Here is a 21983-nt window from a genome sequence, read left to right as displayed (position 1 = left end):
CGGCCATCAATCCAGACGGTATTCGGCCGCAAGCGCGGATGTTCAGAAGCGGTAAGCGATCCCGACTTGCAGCACGTCGCTGTCGCGGCTGTACGAGGTCAGCACGCGATGCCACGCCGCCCGCATCATCCACGGCCCGGAAAGGCGGTAGCCGGCGCCGAGCGAGACCAGCCCTGCCCAGCGCTTGTCGGCGTCGGCATCGCTGCCGTTCGGGTCGTCGAGCCGGGTCGCGTAGTACGGCCCGAGCCCGATGCCGACGCTGTAGCGGCCAGCGTCGAATTGCGGCTCGTACCACAGCTGGGTGGCGATGCCCTGGCGCCGCAGCACCTCGGTGTTCACCTCGTCGAGCCACTGCGCCGAGATCGCCCAGTCATCGGCGAAACGGAAGCGGTACTCGATGCCGCCGCTGAAGGAGTTGGGCGAGTCGAGGTTGTTGACGATGGCGGCACCGAGCAGCAAGGCGACCTGCTGGCGTCCCGACGGCGTCTCCGCGGCCACGGTGGACGCCCCGTCCAGCCGGTAGCCGAGCTGCAGCAGCAGCGCATTGGTGTCGAAGCCGTCACGCGCCTCGATCCGGTTGTATTGCAGCGCCCAGATCCAGCCGCCGCCGGTGTCGTACTGCAGCGCCACGCTGTACAGTCCGCCCCAGCCGTGCGAGATCCGGTAGCCGTCACCGGCGTTCTGCGTGTCGTAGTAGTAATACGGCCCGGCGCCGGCGGCAAGTCGCCAGCCCGCGCCGAGCGGTACGCCGGCCCACAGTTGCAGCGCCTGACCATCGCGGCGGTGACCGCTGACGTGGCCCTCGTTCAGCCAGGCGAAGCGCATCGACAACGTCTCGCCCAGGGGCTGGTCGTAACCGATGGCCCAGCCGTAGCTGTTCTCGTCGGGCGAGTTGGCCGACGTCGCACCGAGCTGGCCGAACACGCTGCCGGCATGAACCGGCGTCGCGATGCCGAAGGCGATCGCCCAAAGATAGATCCGGAGCGGCATCCTCGTCCCCGTCTGCGCGCCCCGCTCGATTTCGTCCGGGCCCGCGCTTAAGCTGATAACTATTCCTGTCTGGAGTATTGCCGATGTGGGCGCGGATTCACGCCTTGTACCTGCTGGTCAGACGCGTGGTCGAAAAAACCGTCGCCGGTTTCTTCGACGACGAACTGATGACGCGCGCCGCCGCACTGGCCTTCTATTCGGCGCTGTCGTTCGCACCGCTGCTGGTCTTGCTGCTATGGGTCGTCGCTTCGCTGAGCGCCGACTATCAGGGCAGGCTGGTCGAGGGCCTCAACGAGATGGTCGGCCCCAAGGCGGCCGACGCCGTCGCCATCGTCATCCATAACGCCAGCAGCCGGCCCAATGTCGGCAATCTGGCCGGCCTGATCGGCCTCGGCATCACGCTGATCGCTGCGTCGGCGGTATTCACCCAGCTGCAAGGCGCGCTGAACCGCGTCTGGGGGCTGCGCGCCAAGCCCGGCGCGGCGGTGCTCGGCTGGTTGCGTTCGCGGCTGAATGCGCTCGGCCTGCTGCTGGCGGTCGCTTTCCTGCTGGTGATTTCGTTCAGCGCCAGTGCGGCGATCCGGCTGTTCGTCCCCGGCAGCACGCTGCTGTGGCAGGGCCTCGAGGTGGGCATCTCGACCGCGGTGTTCATTTTCGTGTTCGCGGCGATCTTCAAGATCCTGCCCGACGCGCAGATCGCTTGGCGCGATGCGCTGGTCGGCGCGACGCTGACCGATGCGCTGTTCCTGCTCGGCAAGATCGGCATCGGCGTCTACATCGCCAACAGCGACGTCGGCGGCGCCTACGGCCCGGCCGGCAGCATCGTCGTGCTGCTGGTGTGGGTCTACTACTCGGCGCTGATCCTGCTGCTCGGCGCGGAACTGACCGAGGCGGTGGCCGAGGCGCGCGGCGCGCCGATCAGGCCCAATCTCTACGCCGAGCCGATCCCGCCGCGCCACCACAAGGCGGCCGAGGACGCCGCCCCGCCCTCCGGCTGATTACTTCGTCGGCTTTTCCGGCCGCTGCCAGCCCGGAATCGTCACCTGCTTGGCCCGAGCGACCGTCAGTTCGCCGGCCGGCGCGTTCTTGCCGATCACCGAACCCGCGCCGGTGGTTGCGCGCGCACCGATCGTCACCGGTGCAACCAGACAGTTGTTCGAGCCGATGCGTGCCTCGTCCTCGATCACCGTACGGAACTTGTTCACACCGTCGTAATTGCAGGTGATGGTACCGGCGCCGACATTGACGTCGCAACCGATGGTGGTGTCGCCGATATAGCTCAGGTGATTGACCTTGGAGCCGACGCCGATCACCGACTTCTTCACTTCGACGAAATTGCCGACGTGGACGTTTTCACTCAGCTCCGCACCGGGGCGCAGTCGCGCGTACGGGCCTATCAGGCTGCCGGCACCGATCACCGCGTCTTCGAGATGGCAGAACGGGTGAATCACCGCACCATCGGCGACGGTGACGTTCTTCAGCACGCAGTTGGCGCCGATGCTGACGTCGTGGCCGAGCACGACCTGACCTTCGAACACACAGTTCACGTCGACGATCACATCCATGCCGTGTGCCAGCGTGCCGCGCAGCTCGAAACGTGCCGGGTCGCGCAGCGTGATGCCGGCGGTCAGCAAGGCCTGCGCCTGCTGCTGCTGGAAAATGCGCTCGAGCGCAGCCAGCTGCACCTTGTTGTTGATGCCTTCGGCTTCCCAGTGGTCCTGCGGCTGTACCGTTGCGACCGCGACGCCGTCACGCACAGCCAGCGCGATCAGGTCGGTCGCGTAGTACTCGCCCTGGGCGTTGTCGTTCTTCAACTCGGCCAGCCAGCCGGCGAGCCGTTCGGTCGGCAGCGCCAGAATGCCGGTGTTCATTTCGCGGATCGCCGCCTGCTCGGGCGTCGCATCCTTCTGCTCGACGATCGCCAGTACTTCGCCGGCGGCATTGCGGACGATGCGGCCATAGCCGGTCGCGTCATCGAGCACGTCGGTGAGGATGCCGAGCTTGCCGCCTTCGACCGCGGCCAGCAACGCCTGCAAGGTCGACACCCGGGTCAGCGGCACGTCGCCGTACAGCATCAGCGTCACGCCGCCTTCGAGCTGCGGCAGCGCCTGCGCCAGCGCATGGCCGGTGCCGAGCTGCTGGGCCTGATGCGCCCACGCCAGATCAGACTGACCGCTGGCGAGAGCCGCCTGCACCTGCTCGCCGCCATGGCCATGGACGACGACCAGCTTCGACGGCTGCAAGGCACGTGCGGTGTCGAGCACATGGCCCACCAGCGGCTTGCCGGCAATCTGGTGCAGCACCTTGGGCAGCTTCGAATACATGCGCTTGCCCTGACCGGCGGCAAGGACGACGACGTTGAGCGGATGAGTCATGGGAACCCTGAATCGACGAGAAAGAATGGCTGCATTGTAGCGCCGAGCGGCGCACCGACGGTATCGGGTCCATACCCGGTCGCTAGGTGGCGACAAAGAAAAACCCCGGTCACAGGACCGGGGTTTTTTTGGGGCGCTTGGGGCGCTTAGTGGCCGCGCTTCTTGAGCTTCTCGAGGACCGCGAGTTTCGCGACCGCTTCGAGCAGTTCGGCTTGCGCCATCGCGAAGTCAACCGCGCCGGTCTTGCCCTTGAGGGCTTCCTCGGCACGGCGCTTGGCATCGAGTGCCTTGGCTTCGTCGATGTCGGCACCGCGAATCGCGGTGTCGGCCAGCACCGTCACCACGTGCGGTTGCACTTCAAGCAGGCCGCCCGAAACGTACAGGATCACGTCCGGATCGTTCGAGTTGGCCGGCTTGATCCGCAGCGCACCGGGGCGAACCCGGGTGAGCAGCGGCGCGTGCCGCGGCAGGATACCGATCTCGCCCTTGTCGGCAGGCGCCGAGATGAACTCGGCCGTACCGGAGTAGATCAGTTCCTCGGCGCTTACCACGTCCACGTGCATGGTCATGGCCATCGGCTATCCCCTTATTGCAAGGTCTTGGCTTTTTCGATCGCTTCTTCGATACCGCCGACCATGTAGAAGGCCTGCTCCGGAAGGTGATCGTAATCGCCGTTGAGAATGCCCTTGAAGCCCTTGAGGGTTTCCTTCAGCGGCACGTACTTGCCCGGCGAGCCGGTGAACACTTCGGCCACGTGGAAAGGCTGCGACAGGAAGCGCTGGATCTTACGCGCACGGGCCACGGACAGCTTGTCTTCAGGCGACAGCTCGTCCATACCCAGAATCGCGATGATGTCCTGCAGTTCCTTGTACTTCTGCAGCGTTTGCTGCACGCCACGTGCGACGCTGTAGTGCTCGTCGCCGACGACTTGCGGATCCAGCTGGCGCGAGGTCGAGTCGAGCGGGTCGACGGCCGGGTAGATACCCAGCGCGGCGATGTCACGGCTCAGAACGACGGTTGCATCCAAGTGGGCGAAGGTCGTTGCCGGCGACGGGTCGGTCAAGTCATCCGCAGGGACGTAAACGGCCTGGATCGACGTGATCGAACCGCTCTTGGTCGAAGTGATGCGCTCTTGCAGGGCGCCCATTTCTTCGGCCAGCGTCGGCTGATAACCCACCGCCGACGGCATACGGCCCAGCAGTGCCGATACTTCGGTACCGGCCAGCGTGTAGCGGTAGATGTTGTCGACGAAGAACAGGATGTCGCGACCTTCGTCACGGAAGTGTTCAGCGATCGACAGACCGGTCAGTGCTACGCGCAGACGGTTGCCCGGCGGCTCGTTCATCTGGCCGTACACCATCGCCACCTTGTCGAGGACGTTGGAGTCCTTCATCTCGTGGTAGAAGTCGTTGCCCTCACGGGTACGCTCACCCACGCCGGCGAACACGGACAGACCCGAGTGCGCCTTGGCGATGTTGTTGATCAGTTCCATCATGTTGACGGTCTTGCCGACGCCGGCGCCGCCGAACAGGCCGACCTTGCCGCCCTTGGCGAACGGACACACCAGGTCGATGACCTTGATGCCGGTTTCCAGCAGGTCGATCGACTGGTTCAGCTCGTCGAACTTCGGTGCCGGCTGGTGAATGGCGCGGCGGACGTCGGTTTGCACCGGGCCAGCTTCGTCAATCGGGTTGCCCAGCACGTCCATGATACGACCCAGCGTGGCGTTACCCACCGGCACCGAGATCGGTGCGTGGGTGTTGTCCACCAGCAGGCCGCGCTTCAGGCCATCGGTCGTACCCATGGCGATCGCACGCACGACACCGTCACCAAGCTGCTGCTGGACTTCCAGCGTCAGATCCTGGCCGGCGAGCTTGAGCGCGTCATACACCTTGGGCAGGTTGTCGCGCGGGAATTCCACGTCGACCACCGGGCCAATGATTTGTACGATTTTCCCTTGGCTCATCTTAGGGTTCCTAATCAGTAAATTCGGGTTGGCGATCTGTTAAACCGCTGCAGCGCCGGCGCAGATTTCCGAAAGTTCTTTCGTAATCGCCGCTTGACGCGTCTTGTTGTACAGCAGTTGCAGATTGCCGATCACCTTGTCAGCGTTGTCGGTGGCCGCCTTCATCGCCACCATCCGCGCTGCCTGCTCGCTGGCCATGTTCTCGGCCACAGCCTGGTACACCAGTGCTTCGAGGTAACGGATCATCAGATCGTCGATGACGGTCTTGGCATCCGGCTCGTACAGGTATTCCCAGTTGTAACCGTGGTCCGGCTGGCCAATGGCCTCACCGGCCAGCGGCAGCAGCTGCTCGACAGTCGGCTCCTGCTTCATGGTGTTGACGAACTTGGTGTAGACGAGGCGAACCTCGTCGATTTCACCGGCCACATAAGCATCGACCATGACCTTGATCGGTCCGATCAGCTGCTCGACATGCGGCGTGTCGCCCAGACCCACAACGTGCGAAATCACTTTCGCGCCGTTGCGGTTCATGAAGCCGAAGCCCTTGTTGCCAATGGCGGTGACGGCGATTTCCACACCCTTCTGGTGCAATTCCTTCATCGCATTCAGCGTCAGGCGCAGTGCGTTGGTGTTCAGACCACCGCACAAGCCCTTGTCCGACGTGACGATGATGAAACCAACCCGCTTGACGGTGTCGCGCTGTTGCAGGAAAGGATGCGCGTAGTCCACCAGCGCAGCGCTCAGGTGGGCCGTGACCTTGCGGATCTTGTCACCGTAAGGCCGGGCACCACGCATGCGCTCCTGCGCACGGCGCATTTTGGACGTCGCCACCATTTCCATGGCGCGGGTGATCTTCTGCGTGTTTTTGACGCTCTTGATCTTGGTCCGGATCTCTTTACCGCCTGCCATGATTCGATTCCTCTTTAATCAGTTTCGAATCAGTAGGCGTTGCCGGACTTGAAGCTTGCCGCAGCCTTGAGGATGGTCGCTTCGTCGTCTTCGGAAAGGTTGCCCTTCTCTTCGACGCGAGCCAGTGCCTCGGCAGCGTTGGCCTTCAGGTACGACAGGAAAGCCGCTTCGAAAGCAAGCGCACGTTCGACCTTGACGTCGTCGTACACACCCTTGTTGATCAGGAGCAGCGTCACGCCGAGCTCGGCCACCTTGAGCGGGCTGTACTGCGCCTGCTTCATCAGTTCGGTCACGAGCTTGCCGCGTTCGAGCTGCTTGCGGGTGGCTTCGTCCAGATCGGAAGCGAACTGCGCGAACGCAGCCAGTTCACGGTACTGGGCCAGCGCCAGACGCACACCGCCGCCGAGCTTCTTGATGACCTTGGTCTGCGCAGCACCGCCGACGCGCGACACCGAGATACCGGCGTTCATCGCAGGACGAATACCGGCGTTGAACAGGTCGGTTTCCAGGAAGATCTGGCCGTCGGTGATCGAGATCACGTTGGTCGGCACGAAGGCCGACACGTCACCGGCTTGGGTTTCGATGATCGGCAGTGCGGTCAGCGAACCGGTCTTGCCCTTCACGGCGCCATTGGTGAGCTTCTCGACTTCATCGGCGTTGATGCGCGAAGCGCGCTCCAGCAGACGCGAGTGGAGATAGAACACATCGCCCGGGTAGGCTTCACGGCCCGGCGGACGGCGCAGCAGCAGCGAGATCTGGCGATAAGCCACAGCTTGCTTGGACAGATCGTCGTACACGATCAGCGCATCTTCGCCGAGGTCGCGGAAGTACTCGCCCATCGTGCAACCCGAGTAGGCAGCGATGTATTGCAGCGCAGCCGATTCGGACGCCGCGGCAGCGACGACGATGGTGTGGGCAAGGGCGCCGTGCTCTTCGAGCTTGCGCACCACGTTGGCGATCGACGATGCCTTCTGGCCGATAGCGACGTAGATACACGTCACACCGGCACCCTTCTGGTTGATGATCGCGTCCAGCGCAACGGCGGTCTTGCCGGTCTGGCGGTCACCAATGATCAGCTCACGCTGGCCACGACCGATCGGCACCATGGTGTCGATGGCCTTGAGGCCGGTTTGCAGCGGCTGGTCGACCGATTGACGCGCGATCACGCCCGGCGCGATCTTTTCGATCGGGCTGGTCAGGCTGGTACCCAGCGGGCCCTTGCCGTCGATCGGCTGGCCGAGCGAGTTCACCACGCGACCGATCAGTTCGCGACCGACCGGCACTTCGAGGATGCGGCCGGTGCACTTGACCTCGTCGCCTTCGCAGATGTGGGTGTATTCACCCAGCACCACGGCGCCGACGGAATCACGCTCAAGGTTGAGCGCCAGGCCAAAGGTATTACCCGGGAATTCCAGCATTTCGCCCTGCATCACCTCGGAGAGGCCGTGCACGCGGACGATACCGTCGGTGACCGAAACAACCGTACCAGTGGTACGGGCTTCAGCGCCTTCGGACAAATTCTGGATCCGGGCTTTAATCAGTTCACTGATTTCAGACGGATTGAGTTGCATTAAAAATCTCCTAACTCTTCAGGCTCGTCGCGAGGGCAGAGAGCTTGCCGGCCACGGACGCATCAATCACCACATCGCCGACCGTCACTTTGACGCCGCCGATCAAGTCGGGATTGACGCTGACCTGTGCAGCCACCTTGCGTTGCAGGTGGTTTGCCAGCGCGGTCTTGAGCTCGGCCACTTGCGCATCTTCGAGCGGGAAAGCCGACACGATGTCGGCCTCGACCTCACCTTCTTCGGCAGCCTTGTAGGTTTCGAACAACGACGAAATCTGCGGCAGCGCGGTGAAGCGGCGGTTTTCCAGTACGACGGCAACGAAGTTGTTCACCTCATCGCTGGCGTTCCCGCCCAAAAGCCCGGCGAGCAATTGCTGAACCTGAGCAGCGGAATACTTGGGATTGGCCACAACGTTATCGGCAAGCGGGTCCTGAGCGATCAGGGACAGCGTACCGAGCACGTCCGACCACTGACCCAGCGTACCGGCGTCTTTCGCAAGGCGAAACACGGCTTCGGCGTAGGGTCGAGCGACGGTGATGAGTTCTGCCATGGCTGTCTTACAGTTCCGCTTTGAGAGTATTCAACAGCGCGGCGTGCTTGGTTGCATCGATCTCGGACCTGAGAATCTTCTGCGCACCGGCGACGGCGAGGTCGGCGACCTGCTGACGCAACACTTCCTTGGCTTGTTGAACCTGCTGTTCGATATCGGACTGCGCACCCTTGATCAGGCGCTCGCCTTCCAGCTTGGCCACATCCTTCGCTTCGTCGACGAGTTGCGCGGCACGCTTCTCGGCTTGGGCGATGATTTCAGTGGCTTGCTGTTTGGCTTCACGCAGCTTGTCGGCCGACGACTTCTCGGCATTCGCCAAGTCTTGCTTGGCGCGATCTGCTGCTGCCAAGCCATCGGCGATACGCGTGGCGCGCTCGTCCATCATCCGGGTCAGCGGAGGCCATACGAACTTCATCGTGAACAGGATCAGGATCGCAAAAGTGATCATCTGACCCAGCAGGGACATATTGATATCCACGCTGAACGTCCTCCAGTTAAAGGTTAAAGCGGGGGCTTAGAGAATTACTGAGCCGCTGCCAGAACCGCACCGAGGAACGGGTTGTTGAAGGTGTAGAGCATGGCAACACCAACACCGATCATCGAGATCGCGTCGAGCAGACCGGCGATGATGAACAGCTTGGTTTGCAGAACCGGGATCATTTCCGGCTGACGAGCCGACGATTCGAGGAACTTGCCACCGAGGATAGCGAAGCCCAGAGCGGTACCGATAGCGGCCAGACCGATGATGATCGCAGCAGCGATCACGGTGAAGCTTTGTACGGAAGCGATTTCAGCAACAGCCATTTTTATAACTCCAAGAAGGATGGTTGAGGTTGGGATGAGAAAAACACGTGCCGATCGGGCAAGCCCGCCCGGCCCGATTCTTTAGTGATCCTCGACAGCGAGGCTCAGGTAAACGATGGTCAGCATCATGAACACGAAGGCTTGCAGCGTCACGACCAGGATGTGGAAGATCGCCCACGGCGCGCCCAGCACCCACTGGATCCAGAACGGCAGCAGCGCGATCAGCATGAAGATCAGCTCGCCGGCGTACATGTTGCCGAACAGACGCAGCGCCAGCGAAATCGGCTTGGCGATCAGTTCGACCATCTGCAGCAGGAAGTTGGCCGGAGCGAGGATGATGGTGCCGATCGGACCCGAGGCGTGGAACGGCGCGGTGAACAGTTCCTTGATCCAGCCACCCAGGCCCTTGGCCTTGATCGAGAAGCCGATGATCAAGAGCATCACCGAGATCGACATTGCGAAGGTCTGGTTGACGTCGGCGGTCGGCACCACACGCAGGTAGTTGATGCCGAAGACGTGATTGCCAATCCACGGCAGCAGGTCAACCGGCAGGAAGTCCATTGCGTTCATCAGGAACACCCAGCAGAAGATCGTCAGCGACAGCGGACCGATGACCTTGCTCTTGGCGTGGAAGGCGTCCTTGATCTGCGAGTCGACCATTTCGACGATCAGCTCGACGAAGTTCTGCAGCTTGCCCGGCACGCCGCTGGTGGCGCGGTTGGCGACGAGGGCGAACAGGCCGACGAAGACAAAACCGAGGAACAGCGCAACCCAGAAGGTGTCGAGGTGGAAACCGCTGGCGGTCTGGTTGAAGGTCAGGTGATGCTGGATGTACTCGGTGGCGTTCGCCGGAGCGTGGTGTTCTGCAGCCATGGTTATTTTTTGCCGTTAAATTGAATCAAAAGCCCGAACCAGTAGGCACTCGTAGCGGCGATGTATCCGGTGAACAACCACATCCAAGCTACCTGCCGGTAAAAAACGAATACTGCGGCAAAGGCGACGAAGGTCAGCGCCATCTTGGCGCCTTCGGCTGCGTAATGCAGCCGGATCAGCGCTGCCGGCGGGCCGTACGCTATCTGGTAGGCGACACGCGCATACAACAGCGAACCCGCCAGGGCGATCGCACCACCCAGGCCACTTGCAATTCCCGCACTGCGCCCCGATAACAAAAAGGACAGCAGCATCACGATCAGCGTGATCCCCACTTTGAGGCAGATCACGCCCTTGATTTGTGCTTGCGCGACCATATCTACCGCTCGCAAAGCCCCGCGATTATACGGAGCCGTGTTGATACGCGTCAATTTTCACACATTGACGATCTGAAACGCCTTGCCTTTCTAACGTAATTAGCTACATATGGTTGCTTGTAACTAACTACATAATCGACCTCCCGCAACAAGCCGGCCTTGATCCAGCGCAGGCCTGCGCCGCACTGGTCTGGTGCAACGGTCAGAAGCGCTGCAACAGCCGGTCGAGTTCGTCGAGGCTGGTGTAGGCAATGCTGATCCGCCCTGCCCCCTTCTTGCCCTGCCGGATCGACACCTTGGCACCGAGTTTGCCGGCGATCTCGTCCTCCAGCCTGGCCACGTCCGGATCCGGGCGATGCTGCGGTTTTTCCTGCTCGCCCTCCATCAGACGCTTCACCAATGCCTCGGTTTCGCGCACCGACAGGCCCTTGAGCGCAACGGCCTGCGCCGCATCGAGCTGCGTCAGTACCGCCAGCGGCAACAGCGCGCGGGCATGGCCCATGTCGATCGCGCCGTCGAGCAGCAGCTTCTGCACCGGCTCGGCCAGTTGCAGCAACCGCAGCAGATTGCTCACCGTGGCACGCGATTTGCCGACCGCCTCGGCTGCCGCTTCGTGCGTCATGCCGAATTCGTCGATCAGGCGCGCCAGCCCTTGTGCTTCCTCGAGCGGGTTCAGATCCTCGCGCTGGATGTTCTCGATCAGCGCCATCGCCGCGACCGCGTCGTCGCCGACATCGCGCACCAGCGCGCTGATCTCTGACAGTCCGGCCAGCTTGCAGGCACGCCAGCGACGCTCGCCGGCAATGATTTCATAGCGTGGTTCGGCCAGCGCGTCGCCGTCGATCGGGCGCACCAGCACCGGCTGCATCAGCCCTTGGGCACGAATCGAGTCGGCCAGTTCCCGCAACGCATCCTCGTCGATGACTTTGCGGGGTTGATAGCGGCCCGGCTGCAGGCTGTCGATCGGCAGCATCGCCAGCGATTCGCTGGCTGTGACGTCGCCCATCAGCGCATCGAGGCCACGACCGAGGCCCTTGAGTTTTTTACTGACCATTACGTCCCGTCGGCAGGAATGGCGCCATCAAAGAACAGGCGCCGGATCGAGGGCATTATGCCGTGCGAGCAATTCCTCGGCCAATTGCAAATATGCCTGTGCGCCCTTGGACGACTTGTCGTAGGCGAGGATGGGCCGGCCATAGCTCGGCGCTTCGGCCAGGCGGATATTGCGCGGAATTACCGTGTGGTAGAGCTTGCTGGTGAAGTGTTTCACCAGTTGGTCGGACACCTGCTGCGCCAGCGTCGAGCGCGGGTCGTACATCGTCCGCAGCAGGCCTTCGATCTCGATCTTCCGGTTCAGCTGCTGCTTGATGCGCTTGAGCGTGCTGACCAGATCCGAGAGCCCTTCGAGCGCGTAATACTCGCATTGCATCGGAATCATCACCGAATCGCACGCGACCATGCCGTTCAGCGTCAGCAGGTTCAGCGCCGGCGGGCAGTCGAGGATGACGAAATCGTAGTCGCCGGCGACTTCGGCCAGCGCCGTCTTCAAACGCGATTCGCGGTGCTCGGCGTCGACGAGCTCGACCTCGGCGCCGGCAAGCTCGCGATTGGCCGGCAGCACGTCGAAACGGCCGGATTCCGACTGCGCGATCGTGTCGCGGATCGTCGATTCGCCGATCAGCAGCGTGTAGATCGTGTGCTTGAGCTTGGCCTTGTCGATGCCGGCCCCCATCGTCGCATTCGCCTGCGGATCGAGATCAACCAGCAGCACGCGCTTGCCGAGATGGGCGAGGCTGGCGGCCAGATTGACCGACGTCGTCGTCTTGCCGACGCCGCCCTTCTGGTTCGCGATCGCCAATACCTTCATGCGGTGTGCCTCATACGAAATCAGCCCTCGCCCAGGACGAGGTGGATCAGGTGGCGCTCGGCGTCGATGCCGGGCACGGTCAGCGTGTCGACGCCGACGGCCTTGACGTCGGCCGGCAGCAGGGCGATTTCCTCGTGCGGGTACACGCCCTTGAGCGCAGCCCACTCGCCGCCCGGCGTGAGCAGATGGCGCGTCAGCTTGACGAACTCTGCCAGATCCGAGAATGCTCGGCTGGTGATCACGTCGAACGGCGCCTCGGGGCGGAAGGCCTCGACGCGCTCGGTCACGACGGTGACATTGGTCAGTTTCAGATCGACGATGGCCTGGCGCAGGAAAGTGGTTTTCTTGTGGTTCGAGTCGAGCAGGAACAATTGCCAGTCCGGCCGCGCGATCGCCAGCGGAATCCCCGGCGTGCCGAAACCCGAGCCGACATCGAGGATGCGCGCACCGGTGCCGGCCTTGAAATGCGCCAGCGGCGCCAGCGAATCGAGCAGGTGGTGCGGCACCATCCGTTCCGGTTCGCGGATCGCCGTCAGGCTGTAGGTCTTGTTCCATTTTTCCAGCAGGCCGACGTAGCCGAGCAGCAGCTTCTGCTGCGCGTCGTCCAGCGTCAGGCCAAGCTGTTTCAGGCCGGCCGACAGCGTGTCGGCAAGGGTTTGCGCTTCAATCATCATGGTCTCAGGCGGCTTTGTGATGGCCCGCGCCAGCGAGCTTTTTCAGGTGCACGAGCAGCAGCGCGATCGCCGCCGGGGTAATGCCGGAAATGCGCCCGGCCTGGCCGAGCGTTTCCGGACGATGTTGGGTCAGTTTCTGCTGCACTTCCTTCGACAGGCCGGACACGGTCGTGTAATCGAGATCGGCCGGCAGCTTCACGTCGTCGAGGGTATCGCGTTTGGCCACTTCGTGCTGTTGCCGTTCGATATAACCCTGGTATTTGACCTGGATTTCGACCTGTTCGGCGACGAGCGGATCGGTCACCATGTCGCCGTCCTTCGGCCGCGCGCAGGCCAGCGTCATCAGGCTGTCGAAACTGACTTCGGGCCGGCGCAACAGGTCGGCCAGGCTGTACTCGCGCTCGATCGCCTTGCCGAGCACGCGCTCGGCCTCGGCGGCTTCGAGGATGCGCGGGTTGACCCAGGTCGAGCGCAAGCGCTGCAGCTCGGTCTCGACCGCGTCGCGCTTGGTGCAGAACAGCTCCCACTGTTCGTCGCCGACCAGACCGAGCTTGCGACCGGCCTCGGTCAACCGCAAATCGGCGTTGTCTTCGCGCAATTGCAGCCGGAATTCGGCGCGGCTCGTGAACATCCGGTACGGCTCGGTCACGCCGAGCGTGGTCAGGTCGTCGACCAGCACGCCGAGGTAAGCCTGATCGCGGCCCGGCGTCCACGGCGCTTCGTCACGCGCATACAGCGCCGCGTTCAAGCCGGCGAACAGCCCTTGCGCGGCGGCCTCTTCGTAACCGGTGGTGCCGTTGATCTGACCGGCGAAAAACAGGCCGGCGATTGCCTTCGATTCGAACGACTGTTTCAGCGCGCGCGGATCGAAATAATCGTATTCGATCGCGTAACCGGGACGCAGGATGCGGGCGTTTTCGAGCCCGACCATAGACTGGAGCGCGTCGATCTGGATATCGAAAGGCAGGCTGGTCGAAAAGCCGCCCGGGTAGTACTCGTGCGTATCGAGACCTTCGGGTTCGAGGAAGATCTGGTGGCTGTCCTTGTCGGCAAAGCGGTTGATCTTGTCCTCGACCGACGGGCAGTAACGCGGGCCGACGCCCTCGATCTTGCCGGTGAACATCGGGCTGCGGTCGAAACCGCTGCGCAGGATGTCGTGGGTCTTCAGGTTGGTATGCGCGATCCAGCACGGCAGCTGCTGCGGGTGCATGGCCAGATTGCCGCGGCTGGAAAACACCGGCTCCGGCGTATCGCCCGGCTGCGCTTCGAGCCTGGAGAAATCGATCGTGCGGCCGTCGATGCGCGGCGGCGTGCCGGTTTTCAGGCGTCCGACCGGCAGTTGCAGTTCGCGCAGGCGCAGCGCCAGCGAAATCGACGCCGGATCGCCGGCGCGGCCGCCGACGTGGTTCTCGAGCCCGACGTGAATCTTGCCACCGAGGAAGGTGCCGGCGGTCAGCACGACGGCACTCGCTTCAAAGCGGATGCCGATCTGCGTGACCGCGCCGGTGACGCGATCGCCGGCGAGCGTCAGATCGGCGACTTCCTGCTGAAACAGATCAAGGTTCGGCTGGTTTTCCAGCGTGTGGCGAATCGCCGCCTTGTAGCGAACGCGGTCGGCCTGCGCACGCGTCGCCCGCACCGCCGGGCCCTTGCTGGCGTTCAGCGTCTTGAACTGGATGCCGCTTAGATCGGTCGCCAGCGCCATTGCGCCGCCGAGCGCGTCGACTTCCTTGACCAGATGCCCCTTGCCGATACCGCCGATCGACGGATTGCAGCTCATCTGCCCGAGCGTCTCGATATTGTGCGTCAGCAGCAGCGTCTTGCGCCCCATGCGCGCGCTGGCGAGCGCGGCCTCGGTGCCGGCGTGGCCGCCGCCGACGACGATGACGTCGTAACGGGTGGGATAAAGCATGGGAGACACTCTCTGCGCTGAACGGGATACGGGGACAATATTCTACGCGATAACAGTCACTTAGGGCAGACCCCGCCCGGCGGACGGAAGTCGCTGCCCCCCATCACCGCCATCAGGCAAGCGCGTCAATCGCTGCGGCCAGGCATACAAATCGGCGGACAAGGCGGTATCGCGGCGATACCATCGTCCTAAACGGTACGCTCCGTGCCGCCATCCTCCCCATCCGGCCCTCATGACCACCGTGTTCCGCATCCTTATCACCTGCCTGCTGATGACCCCGACCGCCTACGCGGCCAGTGGCGAGACCGTGCTGGACGCGCCCCCGGTGGCCGAAGCCCCGGCGCCGCGACTGCAGCTGGCTTACGAGGGTCGGGTGACGCCGCTGCCCGAGCCCCTCGACCTGCTGCCCGATGCACCCAAGCCCGCCGAGCCGCCGCCGCCCAGGCAGTGGGATCACGCCTTGCCGTTTTTTGCCCAACGCGTCATCGACAAGGGTTACAACCTGCCCAATCCGTACGACGTCGGCCTGTCGTACTACTACAGCCGGCAGAATATGCTGCTGAGCAATCTGGGGGTCTCGCTCAACGACAAGTCGCTGCGCAGCGCCGACTTCGTCGCGTTTCCGAAAAGCACGCTCGAGAACCGGTCCGAGCAGGTGCAGTTCGGCGCGTGGATCTTCCCGTTCCTGAACGTCTACGGCCTTGTCGGCCACATCAAGGGCGGTGGCGACATCGGCATTTCGATGCCGGCAGCCGACGCGGTGCAGTTCGTCACCGGGCTCGACCTGTGCGAGCGCCGGATCAAGCCCGACTGGTGCGGCAAAACGATCGCCGCGACCGCGCGCGCCAGCTACGACGGTTATTCCTACGGCGCCGGGTTTACGCTCGCCGGCAATATCGACAGCGTCTACTTCGCGCTGCCGGTGACCTACACGGTGTCGAACGTATCGATGTCCGACTCCAGCGCCAAGACCTGGAACATCGCCCCGCGCGTCGGCGTCAACTGGCAGCTCGGCGATTACGGCACGGTGATGACCTATGTCGGCGCGACCTACCTCAATGCCAGCGTCACCATCACCGGCACGTTCACCGCGCCGACGGCCGAGATGATCGGCCAGGACACCAAGCTCAATTTCAGCATCGACGAGAAGATCGCCAATCCGTGGAACGGGTTGGCCGGTTTCCACTGGATGGTCAACCGCAATATCAGCCTGCTGGCCGAGCTCGGCTTCGGCGCGCGGCAGGGTTACATTCTCAGCGCCTTCTACCGTTTCTAGACCCGAGATGACACTCCGATTGCTGGCGCTGTGTGCGCTGATGCTCGCCGCCGGCGCCCGCGCCGACGAGGGCTGGCTCGACCGTACGCTGGCCCGCCTCGGCGCATCGAAGGAAGTCGACCTGAGCCACGGCATCGACTGGGGCGTGCTGCCCGGACCGTTCTACAACCCGGAAATGGGCGTCGGCATCGGCATGGCCGCGGTCGGCCTGTACAAGCCGCCGGGCGCCGAGCCCGATACCCAGCTGTCGACGCTGACGCTGAAGGGCTTTATCAGCTCGGTCGGCGCGATGGGCATCGGCTTCGACAACAGCAGCTATTTCGGCGACGACGGCTGGCGCTTCCTTGCCAGCGGCATGATCGTCAATCTGCCGACCTCGTACTGGGGCGTCGGCTATGACGCCGGCAGCGACGACGCCAACAAGCACGGTTACACCAAGGAAGAGTTCTCGCTGTCGCCGAAGCTGCTCCGGCGGATCGCACCGAATACCTATGTCGGCGTCGGCTGGAGCCTGCAACAGACGCACGCGGCCGAGGTCGAAACCGGCAGCGCGATCGCCACCGATCCGGACGGCGCCTCGGTGCTGGCGTCGGGCATCACCGCGCACTTCTACTATGACACGCGCGATTTCGTTCCCAACCCCAAACACGGCCAGGCGCTGCAAGTGAATGCGGCGTTCTACGCACCCGGCCTCGGCAGCGACAACCGCTTCCAGACGCTGGAAACGATCTACGACTACTACCTGCCGGTCGGCGAGCGTGATGTGCTGGCGCTCGACGTCTACAGCCATCTGGCCTGGGGCGACGTGCCGTGGACGATGATGTCGCAGCTGGGCAACGGCAACCGGATGCGGGGCTATTTCCTCGGCCAGTACCGCGACAAGGACGTGGTGTCGGCACAGCTGGAATACCGCCACCACATCACCGGCCGCCACGGCGTGGTGTTCTGGGGCGGTGCCGGCACGCTGGCCGACTCGGTCGGCGGCCTTGGCAAGGATGCACCGTGGCTGCCGACGGTCGGCGTCGGCTACCGTTTCGAGTTCAAGCCGCGCGTCAATGTGCGGCTCGATTTCGGCGTCGGCCGCGATACCGCCGGCGTGTACTTCCAGATCAACGAAGCCTTCTGATCAGCGGCCCGGCGCCAGCCCCGGGAAACGGAGCCTGCGGCTTGCCGGCAGGCCTCAGTCCGCTGCGGCGCAGCGTGCCGCTTCGACCGCAGCGCCAACAATGCCGGCGTTGTTCTGCAGCGCCGCCGGCACGACGTCGTACCGCAGGCCGGTCAGGTCGGGGATGAACTTCTCGTGCTTGCGGCTGATGCCGCCGCCGATGATCACCAGATCCGGCGACAGCAGCAGATCCAGATGCTGCAGATAGGCGTTGAGCCGTGGCGTGTAGTCCTTCCACTTAAGGTCAAGGTCTTCCTTGGCCTTGGCCGAGCAGTACTTTTCGGCGATGGCGTCCTGCGGGAAGATCAGGTGGCCGAATTCGGTGTTGCGGATCAGCCGGCCGTCGACGATCAGCGCCGAACCGATGCCGGTGCCAAGCGTGATGACGACGACCTTGCCGCCGCGACCGCGCGCGGCGCCGAACTGCGCTTCGGCCAGACCGGCGGCGTCGGCATCGTTGACCAGCGTCAGCGGCAGGCCGGTGGCATCGGCGAGGATGCGCTCGGCCGGGGCGTTGAGCCAGGTTTTGTCGACGTTGGCCGCCGACAGCGTCACGCCGTTGTGGACAATGGCCGGAAAGGTACAGCCGATCGGGCCGGTCCAGCCGAAATGCTCGACCAACTCGCGAACGACCTTGCCGACGGCTTCCGGCGTCGACGGTTGCGGCGTGTCGATCTTGTGGCGCTCGGCCAGCAATTCACCGGTTTCGACGTTGACCGGCGCGCCCTTGATGCCGGTACCGCCAATGTCGATCCCCAACACCGTTCCCGCTACTGCCGCCATGCGCTCCATGCCTTCGCCCTCTCGTCTTGATCGCGCGAAGATCGCCGCCGGACGCGCCGATGTCAAGCCGAAGCAGCCAACTCGCTGCGCAGGATCAATTCGACCCGCGCAATTCGGCCAGCCGCTTCTTGTCGGCGTCGGCACGGCGTTTCACTGCGTCGATATCGGTCAGCTTGGTCTTGGAATCGGCGTCGAGATCGACCAGTTCCTTCTGGCTGATCGCGATATCGGCATCGAGGTCGGCCGGCACGGCCTTCTTGGCCTTGAGCAGGCGCTGCTGCTGTTGCTGTTGCCGCGCCAAGCGCTGTTCGGCACTCTGGCGCCGCAATTTGTTGGTCTGGATACCGCCCAGCAGCGCCTCGATCTGCCGGTCGCGCAGCAAATCGATCTCCTCGGGCTTGGAGAACGACTGCAGCAGCGCCTTGTCGCGCCGCTGCGCGTCCTTGCGCTGCTGTGCCTCGGCCTGCTGGCGCGCGCGCTCGTCGTCGGAGATCGGCTTCTCCGGCGCGCGCTTGACCATGCCGCGCCTGTCGAGCTCGGTCACGCCGCTCTTAGGGTTATTGACTGGCGGCTTGTCGCTGAACTGCACATTGCCGTTGTCGTCAATCCAGCGGTACAGCGGCGCGGCCTGTGCCGACAGCGCCACCAGCATCAATCCCAGAACCACCCCACGCATCACTCACCCTCTTGTCGTTATGCGCGCCCCGGCCGCCTGCTTGTACGCAGATCCTTATGCGATGCCGTACTGGGCGCGGTAGTCGCGGACACGGGCCAGTTTGTCGGCCATGTCCTTACCGTTTTCCAGATATCCCACCAAATCATTCAGCGTGGCAATCGGAATCACCGGAATGCCGAACTGCTGTTCCACTTCCTGCACCGCCGACAGCGCGCCGGTACCGCGTTCCATCCGGTCCAGCGCGATCAGCACACCGGCCGGCTCGGCGCCCTGGGCGCGGATCAGGTTGACCGATTCGCGCACGCTGGTGCCGGCCGAGATCACGTCGTCGATGATCAGCACCCGGCCCTTGAGCGGCGCGCCGACCAGCACACCGCCTTCGCCATGGTCCTTCGCTTCCTTGCGGTTGAACGCAAACGGCACGTTGTGGCCCGCTTCGGCCAGCTTGACCGCGGTCGCCGCCGCCAGCACGATGCCCTTGTAGGCCGGCCCGAACAGCACGTCGAACTCGACCTTGGACGCCAGCGCCGCCTGCGCATAGCAGCGCGCCAGTTCGCCCACCGACGCCCCGTCGCTGAACAGCCCCGCGTTGAAGAAGTACGGCGAGGTACGCCCGGCTTTGGTGATAAACTCACCGAACAAAAGCACGTTCTGTGCCACGGCGAATTCGATGAATTCCCGGCGGAAATCGGACATGGCTTTACTCCTGTTTCAGATGTTAATACGGCCGCATATCGTTCAGCCATTTGTAAGTAAAAAGCTGACCATTTTCGGTGCCGTGTGACGAAAAACAGCATATCACGCGGGTCAAGCCGGCCCGCATGCCCAGCCCAAGGAGAAGCAATGCGTATCGTCAGCGCCAACCTCAACGGTATCCGTTCGGCCAGCAACAAGGGCTTTCTCGATTGGCTGAGCCGCGAATCCGGCGCCGACGTCGTCGCATTGCAGGAACTCAAGGCGCAAGGCCCAGACCTTTCCGACGCAATGCGCGCGCCCGATGGCTACCGGGGCTATTTCCACTACGCCGAGAAGAAAGGTTACAGCGGCGTCGGCCTGTATTGCCGGCGCGAACCCGACGAAGTGATCGAAGGACTCGGCATCGCCGAATTCGACGCCGAGGGCCGCTATATCGAAGCGCGCTGGGGCAAGCTGTCGGTGATTTCGCTCTACCTGCCGTCCGGCTCCAGCTCGGAAGAGCGCCAGCAGGTGAAGTTCGACTTCATGGCCAAGTTCTGGCCGCATCTGGCCCAGCTCGCAGCAAGCGGTCGCGATGTCGTCGTGCTCGGCGACTGGAACATCGCCCACAACGAGATCGACCTGAAGAACTGGAAGGGCAATCTGAAGAACTCGGGCTTCCTGCCCGAGGAACGCAAGTGGATCGGCGAAGTCTTCTCCGAGCTCAAGCTCGTCGACGTCTGGCGCACGCTCTACCCCGACATCGCCGGTTACACCTGGTGGAGCAACCGCGGCCAGGCCTATGCCAAGGACGTCGGCTGGCGCATCGACTACCACGTCGCCACACCGGGCCTCGCCGCCACGGCCAAGGCCGGCTTCGTCTACAAGGACGTCAAGTTCTCCGACCATGCACCGCTGGTCATCGACTACGACTATCCGTTCTGAATTTGCAGCGGCGAGACGGCGAATGAAAATCGGCCCGACATGATCAATGTTGTACTGGGGGACGAATACGACGAGTCGCTTGTTATGCGACTCGAAAATGAAGTGCGTGCTCTGGGTGGGTCGATCGATAAATCCGATTGGACCTTAGGTGGATCACAAGAAGTGATCCGCTACAAAATCACAATCCCCGGCGGGCACCTTGAAGCAGTTTTCGAGACCTATGTAGGCCTTTCCCTCCACGGCAACGAACACTTGGTAATGGCTCTAGCAAAGCGCATAGTGCCAAATCACCCGCTCCAGTCGTCCGCTTCGGGCGACGACTGACCCCATAAGAAAAGCTCTCGAACTCACCCCTGCGCCATGCCCTTCCGCGACTACTTTGCCGTCTTCACCAACCGCCGCATCGCCGCGGCGATGTTCATCGGTTTCGCGTCGGGGCTGCCGCTGGCGCTGACCGGCTCGACCTTGCAGGCAGTGCTGTCGGACGCCGGGCTTGATGTCAAAACCATCGGCTGGTTCACCCTCGTCGGCCAGCCCTACACGTGGAAATTCCTCTGGTCGCCGCTGCTCGACCGCTTCCCGATTCCGCCGGGCCGGCGCCGTGGCTGGATGATGGCGATGCAGCTGCTGCTCGCCGCGGTGATCGCGACCATGGGTGGCTTGAACCCGGCCGAGCACCTGATGACCTATGCGGTGCTGGCGCTGATGGTGGCGTTCTTCTCGGCGACGCAGGACATCGCGATCGACGCCTATCGCACCGAACTGGTCCGCCACGAGGAGCGCGGCGCGGCGGCGGCGGTCGGCGTGTTCGGCTACCGGATGGCGATGCTGACCAGCGGCGCTGGCGCGCTGATCCTCGCCGATACGCTGTTCAACTGGCAGCAGACCTACTGGGTGATGGCGGCGGTCGTCGCCGTGCTGGCGGTGTTCACCTTTTTTTCGCCCGAACCGCAAACCGACGCCCGCGCGCCGAAAACGCTCGAAGAAGCCGTGGTCGAGCCATGGAAGGAGTTCTTCTCGCGCCGTGGCGCCTGGCTGCTGCTGGCGCTGGTGATCGCCTACAAGCTCGGCGATGCGTTCGCCGGCTCGCTGTCGACCAAATTCCTGCTCGACATGGGCTACAGCAAGACGATCATCGGCGAGGCCAACAAGGTATTCGGGCTGATCGCGACCATTGTCGGCGGCTTTATCGGCGCGGCGTGGATGGTCCGGCTCGGTCTGTACCGCTCGCTGCTGGTCTTCGGCATCGCCCAGGCACTGACCAACCTCGGCTACTGGCTGATCGCCACCGGCGGCGTACCCGACCCGACGCTGCTGTTCATCGCGATCGCCTGCGAAAACCTCGCCGGCGGCATGGGCACGACGGCGGCGGTGGCGCTGCTGATGAGCCTGTGCAACCCGCGCTTCACCGCCACCCAGTACGCGCTGCTGTCGGCGCTGGCGGCGTTCGGCCGCGTCTATGTCGGCCCGGCCGCCGGCTACCTCGTCACGCAGCTCGGCTGGGCCGATTTCTTCGTGTTCTCGGTCGTCTGCGGCGTGCCGGGCATGCTGCTCGTGTGGGCGATGCGCGCACGCATCCGCGAGCTCGACGTCCACTGATC

24 protein-coding genes are annotated in these 21983 nt (G+C 63.5%); 6 read left to right on the top strand and 18 right to left on the bottom strand.

The features are described from left to right. Positions 1-42 precede the first annotated feature (42 nt). Complete coding sequence (locus R0382_RS06060) at positions 43-990, bottom strand: hypothetical protein (RefSeq protein ID WP_432723239.1); 948 nt, start codon at positions 988-990, stop codon at positions 43-45. 83 nt (positions 991-1073) lie between these two features. Between R0382_RS06060 and R0382_RS06055 the strand changes: the two genes are divergently transcribed. Beyond that, positions 1074-1988: a YihY/virulence factor BrkB family protein gene (locus R0382_RS06055; protein ID WP_432723237.1), complete on the top strand. Its 915-nt coding sequence runs from the start codon at positions 1074-1076 to the stop codon at positions 1986-1988. Here R0382_RS06055 and glmU read toward each other — a convergent pair whose 3' ends face one another. From glmU to mnmG, 14 genes are all read right to left on the bottom strand, one after another. Continuing rightward, the gene (glmU, locus tag R0382_RS06050) at positions 1989-3365 is read right to left on the bottom strand and encodes a bifunctional UDP-N-acetylglucosamine diphosphorylase/glucosamine-1-phosphate N-acetyltransferase GlmU (protein ID WP_432723235.1); all 1377 of its coding nucleotides are present in this window, start codon (positions 3363-3365) and stop codon (positions 1989-1991) included. 146 nt (positions 3366-3511) lie between these two features. Further along, positions 3512-3934, bottom strand: coding sequence for a F0F1 ATP synthase subunit epsilon (locus R0382_RS06045; RefSeq protein WP_432723233.1), 423 nt, complete (start codon positions 3932-3934; stop codon positions 3512-3514). Between the two features lie 17 nt (positions 3935-3951). After that, positions 3952-5331, bottom strand: coding sequence for a F0F1 ATP synthase subunit beta (atpD, locus tag R0382_RS06040; protein ID WP_432723231.1), 1380 nt, complete (start codon positions 5329-5331; stop codon positions 3952-3954). A 39-nt stretch (positions 5332-5370) separates the two neighbouring features. Next, on the bottom strand, positions 5371-6240 hold the full coding sequence (gene atpG / locus R0382_RS06035) for a F0F1 ATP synthase subunit gamma (protein WP_432723229.1): 870 nt from the start codon (positions 6238-6240) through the stop codon (positions 5371-5373). Between the two features lie 29 nt (positions 6241-6269). Then, complete coding sequence (gene atpA, locus R0382_RS06030; protein ID WP_432723227.1) at positions 6270-7811, bottom strand: F0F1 ATP synthase subunit alpha; 1542 nt, start codon at positions 7809-7811, stop codon at positions 6270-6272. A 10-nt stretch (positions 7812-7821) separates the two neighbouring features. Continuing rightward, entirely contained in the window at positions 7822-8358 is a 537-nt protein-coding gene (locus R0382_RS06025; RefSeq protein WP_432723225.1) for a F0F1 ATP synthase subunit delta, read from the bottom strand. Positions 8359-8365: 7 nt separating this feature from the next. Beyond that, on the bottom strand, positions 8366-8836 hold the full coding sequence (locus R0382_RS06020) for a F0F1 ATP synthase subunit B (RefSeq protein WP_203538622.1): 471 nt from the start codon (positions 8834-8836) through the stop codon (positions 8366-8368). A gap of 44 nt (positions 8837-8880) precedes the next feature. After that, a complete protein-coding gene (gene atpE / locus R0382_RS06015; protein ID WP_070529638.1) occupies positions 8881-9162 on the bottom strand; it encodes a F0F1 ATP synthase subunit C in 282 nt (93 codons plus the stop codon). An 81-nt stretch (positions 9163-9243) separates the two neighbouring features. Beyond that, positions 9244-10035 (bottom strand): F0F1 ATP synthase subunit A, encoded by a 792-nt coding sequence (gene atpB / locus R0382_RS06010; RefSeq protein ID WP_432723222.1) that lies wholly within the window; start codon positions 10033-10035, stop codon positions 9244-9246. A gap of 2 nt (positions 10036-10037) precedes the next feature. Next, positions 10038-10409: an ATP synthase subunit I gene (locus R0382_RS06005; protein WP_432723221.1), complete on the bottom strand. Its 372-nt coding sequence runs from the start codon at positions 10407-10409 to the stop codon at positions 10038-10040. A gap of 202 nt (positions 10410-10611) precedes the next feature. Continuing rightward, a complete protein-coding gene (locus R0382_RS06000) occupies positions 10612-11463 on the bottom strand; it encodes a ParB/RepB/Spo0J family partition protein (protein WP_432723219.1) in 852 nt (283 codons plus the stop codon). 27 nt (positions 11464-11490) lie between these two features. Continuing rightward, positions 11491-12276: a ParA family protein gene (locus R0382_RS05995; protein WP_432723218.1), complete on the bottom strand. Its 786-nt coding sequence runs from the start codon at positions 12274-12276 to the stop codon at positions 11491-11493. Positions 12277-12296: 20 nt separating this feature from the next. Beyond that, the gene (rsmG, locus tag R0382_RS05990; RefSeq protein ID WP_432723216.1) at positions 12297-12947 is read right to left on the bottom strand and encodes a 16S rRNA (guanine(527)-N(7))-methyltransferase RsmG; all 651 of its coding nucleotides are present in this window, start codon (positions 12945-12947) and stop codon (positions 12297-12299) included. A 7-nt stretch (positions 12948-12954) separates the two neighbouring features. Further along, a complete protein-coding gene (mnmG, locus tag R0382_RS05985) occupies positions 12955-14862 on the bottom strand; it encodes a tRNA uridine-5-carboxymethylaminomethyl(34) synthesis enzyme MnmG (protein WP_432723215.1) in 1908 nt (635 codons plus the stop codon). A gap of 232 nt (positions 14863-15094) precedes the next feature. On the opposite strand from mnmG, the gene R0382_RS05980 reads away from it, so the two are divergent. Both R0382_RS05980 and R0382_RS05975 read left to right on the top strand, forming a co-directional pair. Further along, positions 15095-16138: a hypothetical protein gene (locus R0382_RS05980; RefSeq protein WP_432723213.1), complete on the top strand. Its 1044-nt coding sequence runs from the start codon at positions 15095-15097 to the stop codon at positions 16136-16138. A 7-nt stretch (positions 16139-16145) separates the two neighbouring features. Beyond that, positions 16146-17264 carry a BamA/TamA family outer membrane protein gene (locus R0382_RS05975; protein ID WP_432723212.1) on the top strand — a complete coding sequence of 373 codons (1119 nt, stop codon included), beginning with the start codon at positions 16146-16148 and terminating at the stop codon, positions 17262-17264. A gap of 54 nt (positions 17265-17318) precedes the next feature. Here R0382_RS05975 and ppgK read toward each other — a convergent pair whose 3' ends face one another. From ppgK to pyrE, 3 genes are all read right to left on the bottom strand, one after another. After that, a complete protein-coding gene (ppgK, locus tag R0382_RS05970) occupies positions 17319-18095 on the bottom strand; it encodes a polyphosphate--glucose phosphotransferase (protein WP_432723211.1) in 777 nt (258 codons plus the stop codon). An 85-nt stretch (positions 18096-18180) separates the two neighbouring features. After that, a complete protein-coding gene (locus tag R0382_RS05965; protein ID WP_432723209.1) occupies positions 18181-18762 on the bottom strand; it encodes a DUF4124 domain-containing protein in 582 nt (193 codons plus the stop codon). 54 nt (positions 18763-18816) lie between these two features. Next, complete coding sequence (gene pyrE / locus R0382_RS05960; protein ID WP_432723207.1) at positions 18817-19458, bottom strand: orotate phosphoribosyltransferase; 642 nt, start codon at positions 19456-19458, stop codon at positions 18817-18819. A 147-nt stretch (positions 19459-19605) separates the two neighbouring features. On the opposite strand from pyrE, the gene R0382_RS05955 reads away from it, so the two are divergent. The 3 genes from R0382_RS05955 to R0382_RS05945 are packed head-to-tail and all read left to right on the top strand — an operon-like array spanning position 19606 to position 21981. Then, complete coding sequence (locus R0382_RS05955; RefSeq protein WP_432723206.1) at positions 19606-20382, top strand: exodeoxyribonuclease III; 777 nt, start codon at positions 19606-19608, stop codon at positions 20380-20382. Positions 20383-20421: 39 nt separating this feature from the next. Further along, complete coding sequence (locus R0382_RS05950; RefSeq protein ID WP_432723204.1) at positions 20422-20706, top strand: hypothetical protein; 285 nt, start codon at positions 20422-20424, stop codon at positions 20704-20706. Between the two features lie 36 nt (positions 20707-20742). Then, the gene (locus tag R0382_RS05945) at positions 20743-21981 is read left to right on the top strand and encodes an AmpG family muropeptide MFS transporter (RefSeq protein ID WP_432723203.1); all 1239 of its coding nucleotides are present in this window, start codon (positions 20743-20745) and stop codon (positions 21979-21981) included. Positions 21982-21983: the final 2 nt, after the last annotated feature.

It is taken from the genome of Jeongeupia wiesaeckerbachi (assembly GCF_050916355.1).
GTDB classification, from domain to species: Bacteria; Pseudomonadota; Gammaproteobacteria; order Burkholderiales; family Chitinibacteraceae; genus Jeongeupia; species Jeongeupia wiesaeckerbachi.
The sequence above is the reverse complement of the archived record's forward strand: the minus strand, read 5'-3'. Positions and strand labels throughout refer to the sequence as shown.

Bases quoted from the DNA above. Each gene is read 5' to 3' on its own strand.
- R0382_RS06060 (WP_432723239.1), bottom strand. From the start codon at position 990: ATGCCGCTCCGGATCTATCTTTGGGCGATCGCCTTCGGCATCGCGACG.
- R0382_RS06055 (WP_432723237.1), top strand. From the start codon at position 1,074: ATGTGGGCGCGGATTCACGCCTTGTACCTGCTGGTCAGACGCGTGGTC.
- glmU (WP_432723235.1), bottom strand. From the start codon at position 3,365: ATGACTCATCCGCTCAACGTCGTCGTCCTTGCCGCCGGTCAGGGCAAG.
- R0382_RS06045 (WP_432723233.1), bottom strand. From the start codon at position 3,934: ATGACCATGCACGTGGACGTGGTAAGCGCCGAGGAACTGATCTACTCC.
- atpD (WP_432723231.1), bottom strand. From the start codon at position 5,331: ATGAGCCAAGGGAAAATCGTACAAATCATTGGCCCGGTGGTCGACGTG.
- atpG (WP_432723229.1), bottom strand. From the start codon at position 6,240: ATGGCAGGCGGTAAAGAGATCCGGACCAAGATCAAGAGCGTCAAAAAC.
- atpA (WP_432723227.1), bottom strand. From the start codon at position 7,811: ATGCAACTCAATCCGTCTGAAATCAGTGAACTGATTAAAGCCCGGATC.
- R0382_RS06025 (WP_432723225.1), bottom strand. From the start codon at position 8,358: ATGGCAGAACTCATCACCGTCGCTCGACCCTACGCCGAAGCCGTGTTT.
- atpE (WP_070529638.1), bottom strand. From the start codon at position 9,162: ATGGCTGTTGCTGAAATCGCTTCCGTACAAAGCTTCACCGTGATCGCT.
- atpB (WP_432723222.1), bottom strand. From the start codon at position 10,035: ATGGCTGCAGAACACCACGCTCCGGCGAACGCCACCGAGTACATCCAG.
- R0382_RS06005 (WP_432723221.1), bottom strand. From the start codon at position 10,409: ATGGTCGCGCAAGCACAAATCAAGGGCGTGATCTGCCTCAAAGTGGGG.
- R0382_RS06000 (WP_432723219.1), bottom strand. From the start codon at position 11,463: ATGGTCAGTAAAAAACTCAAGGGCCTCGGTCGTGGCCTCGATGCGCTG.
- R0382_RS05995 (WP_432723218.1), bottom strand. From the start codon at position 12,276: ATGAAGGTATTGGCGATCGCGAACCAGAAGGGCGGCGTCGGCAAGACG.
- rsmG (WP_432723216.1), bottom strand. From the start codon at position 12,947: ATGATTGAAGCGCAAACCCTTGCCGACACGCTGTCGGCCGGCCTGAAA.
- mnmG (WP_432723215.1), bottom strand. From the start codon at position 14,862: ATGCTTTATCCCACCCGTTACGACGTCATCGTCGTCGGCGGCGGCCAC.
- R0382_RS05980 (WP_432723213.1), top strand. From the start codon at position 15,095: ATGACCACCGTGTTCCGCATCCTTATCACCTGCCTGCTGATGACCCCG.
- R0382_RS05975 (WP_432723212.1), top strand. From the start codon at position 16,146: ATGACACTCCGATTGCTGGCGCTGTGTGCGCTGATGCTCGCCGCCGGC.
- ppgK (WP_432723211.1), bottom strand. From the start codon at position 18,095: ATGGAGCGCATGGCGGCAGTAGCGGGAACGGTGTTGGGGATCGACATT.
- R0382_RS05965 (WP_432723209.1), bottom strand. From the start codon at position 18,762: ATGCGTGGGGTGGTTCTGGGATTGATGCTGGTGGCGCTGTCGGCACAG.
- pyrE (WP_432723207.1), bottom strand. From the start codon at position 19,458: ATGTCCGATTTCCGCCGGGAATTCATCGAATTCGCCGTGGCACAGAAC.
- R0382_RS05955 (WP_432723206.1), top strand. From the start codon at position 19,606: ATGCGTATCGTCAGCGCCAACCTCAACGGTATCCGTTCGGCCAGCAAC.
- R0382_RS05950 (WP_432723204.1), top strand. From the start codon at position 20,422: ATGATCAATGTTGTACTGGGGGACGAATACGACGAGTCGCTTGTTATG.
- R0382_RS05945 (WP_432723203.1), top strand. From the start codon at position 20,743: ATGCCCTTCCGCGACTACTTTGCCGTCTTCACCAACCGCCGCATCGCC.